This is a genomic window from Paramuribaculum intestinale (assembly GCF_003024925.1).
GTDB classification, from domain to species: Bacteria; Bacteroidota; Bacteroidia; order Bacteroidales; family Muribaculaceae; genus Paramuribaculum; species Paramuribaculum intestinale.
This window is the reverse complement of the sequence record NZ_PUED01000284.1, coordinates 1-2,205: the sequence shown is the minus strand read 5'-3', so window position 1 is coordinate 2,205 and position 2,205 is coordinate 1. Positions and strand designations below refer to the sequence as shown.

The 2,205-nt window shown below is 44.3% G+C and carries 3 protein-coding genes; 1 reads left to right on the top strand and 2 read right to left on the bottom strand.

What is annotated here, in order from left to right; all coding sequences use genetic code 11:
- Positions 1-10 precede the first annotated feature (10 nt).
- Positions 11-151 carry a transposase gene (locus C5O24_RS12785; RefSeq protein ID WP_420920342.1) on the top strand — a complete coding sequence of 47 codons (141 nt, stop codon included), beginning with the start codon at positions 11-13 and terminating at the stop codon, positions 149-151.
- A 163-nt stretch (positions 152-314) separates the two neighbouring features.
- On the opposite strand, the gene C5O24_RS12780 is transcribed toward C5O24_RS12785, so the two are convergent.
- Positions 315-1,304: a DUF6043 family protein gene (locus C5O24_RS12780; protein WP_123543107.1), complete on the bottom strand. Its 990-nt coding sequence runs from the start codon at positions 1,302-1,304 to the stop codon at positions 315-317.
- Between the two features lie 638 nt (positions 1,305-1,942).
- Positions 1,943-2,205: AlbA family DNA-binding domain-containing protein (locus C5O24_RS12775; protein WP_205961121.1), on the bottom strand; the 263-nt coding region annotated here is incomplete at its 5' end.

The following is a 2,205-nucleotide window of genomic DNA, read 5'->3' as shown; positions in this document are numbered from 1 at the left end:
TGCCCCGACAATAATCAACTACTTTCGCAGGAGGGCCACCAACGCCTCGGCCGAGGCATTCAACTCAAAGGTCAAGATCTTCCGATCGCAGATGCGTGGAGTAAGAGACCGAGACTTCTTCATCTTCCGATTGGTCAAACTCTACGCCTAAAATTTAACACTTCTAATTGCCCAATTTAACATATGCACCGTGCTTTCGGCTTGAGCCGAAATTTGTCTGAAATAGGGGTAAACCAAACTGCCAAAAACGACAAAAGCCACCCGACAAAATTGTCAGATGGCTTCTGCATTATGGTTTTGGTCGAGCGCTTATGTCAGTCGGCAAACATATAATCGGCTACACTCAGCTTCTCCCGGATGTCATTGTATTCGGAAATATACTCCGGCCGCTCGAACATTCGGATTTTGTTGCCCTTGTACTCGGTAAGCTCCATATAGCTCTTGTGACCCTCCTGTATGCTGCGCGGGGTTGGGATTGGTATTCCGGGATTATCCTTGTATCTTTCGGAGAGAGCGGAATGAAACTCGACGATATTGGTTCTCGCCAACGCCTGCCCCTCGTTAAGCACGATAAATAGCATGGCGAAATCCTTGCCGCTATTGCGTATCTTCACATGGTTGTCGATGCAGTCAAAGAGATAATTGTCGCCATTGGGCAAAAGCTCGGTCAACGGGCGACGACGGGCGGCTCTGCCCGGAGCACCTTTCTTTCCTGCGGGTTTTACAAATTCCCGTATTTCTTCCGAAGCTGTCTTCAACTTGGCGATGGTCTTGGCGGTAACGTTAGGTTCGCTGCCCATCTCGCGCTGTTCCTCGACAAAGTTAGCCCAGTCCTCTTCTGTTCGGCCTTTCAATGCTATGCTGCTCTTGATTATCCACTTGATATGGTGTTTCGCTCCCAAGCGTATAAGAAAATTAGTCTTGGGATTTCTGATAAGGTCTTCACCGTACTCCACCATACACTCGAAGCTGCGCCCGTAGAACATCCATGCCAACATCGGCAGGAAAATGTTGCCGGGTATGTGGGGAGTATTCAGCCCTGTCAGCAGATGGTTCTCCATGCCTCCCTCGACAAGCATCTTTTCCAGATGGCCCACATCATTCGAGCTGTCATCTTTAAGATGCAGCAGCACGGCTGTCTCGAATTGCGGCATGAAAGCCTTGGCATGGTTGAATACCGCGATGAAGCCGGGGCCTTCGCGGTCATGCATCCAGTCGGTGAAGTTGCAGTATTCCTCGTGGTGTGTGGCTTTCCATTCGCGGAGAAGCCCTTTTGCGTGTTCAATTTTTTCCTCGTTGTTCATAAATGGGGGATAGTTGTTGCAGCACGAAAAATTCGCACCGAAATACAAAACACGCACCCCGGCCATAATGTTTGAGAAAATTTAACACTCAACATCGAAAAATTTTTGTCCACATCAGCGCAGCTCTTCATTTGGTGGACAATTTGTGGACAATCTTCAAAAATAAGAAAACCCAAACATCTGATATATAGATGTTTGGGTTTAATTTCAAGTGATCCGCCTGGGACACTTATTTCTTGAGGTAACCACTCTAATTATCAAACATTTGCATCTATAGCGATTTTCGGCTATTCCCTATTTTTACTCCTATAGATTTCAAAGTTCTTCGCCATACTTGGCATAACATCCACAAAATTAACAATAATACGGCATCTCTCCAAATCACTGAAGTTAATATTTCTTACACCTTTACATTTACAAGTACAAATCCCTGGCAATTACGATTTTTCAGCATTGTACCTCATCGCAATGACGGGGTATCTCAATCTTTGGAAATGGATTGATACGTTTGTCGCAAGTCAGACCTTTTATTAGATCGTGTTTGTCGCAAGTTATATTACTAAAACACAGTCTGTTGATTTTGTCCAAAGACAAAGTTGCGACAAATATAGATAAATTTACGATAACAGCGTGGTTTATTAGACTGATTTTGTCGCGAGATTATAACGCAAAGAAGTTGTCGCTCCTGTCTTTACGACCAATTCATCTTCTATTCCAAAATCGATCATACCGCCTTGTGCGTTGGCAAAAGCAACACAATCTTTGGCAATTTCCTTAAAATCTGCTTTCGGTCCGTATATTGCCCGTAAGGACTTCCTGTCGTACAAACTGTTTTCTATCATTATGAATGCAAATTTACGAAAATTTATTGACATACAAACTACGAACTGTCTATTAAACA

Excerpts from the sequence above, each read along its gene's own strand:
- C5O24_RS12780 (WP_123543107.1), bottom strand. The coding sequence starts at position 1,304 with ATGAACAACGAGGAAAAAATTGAACACGCAAAAGGGCTTCTCCGCGAA.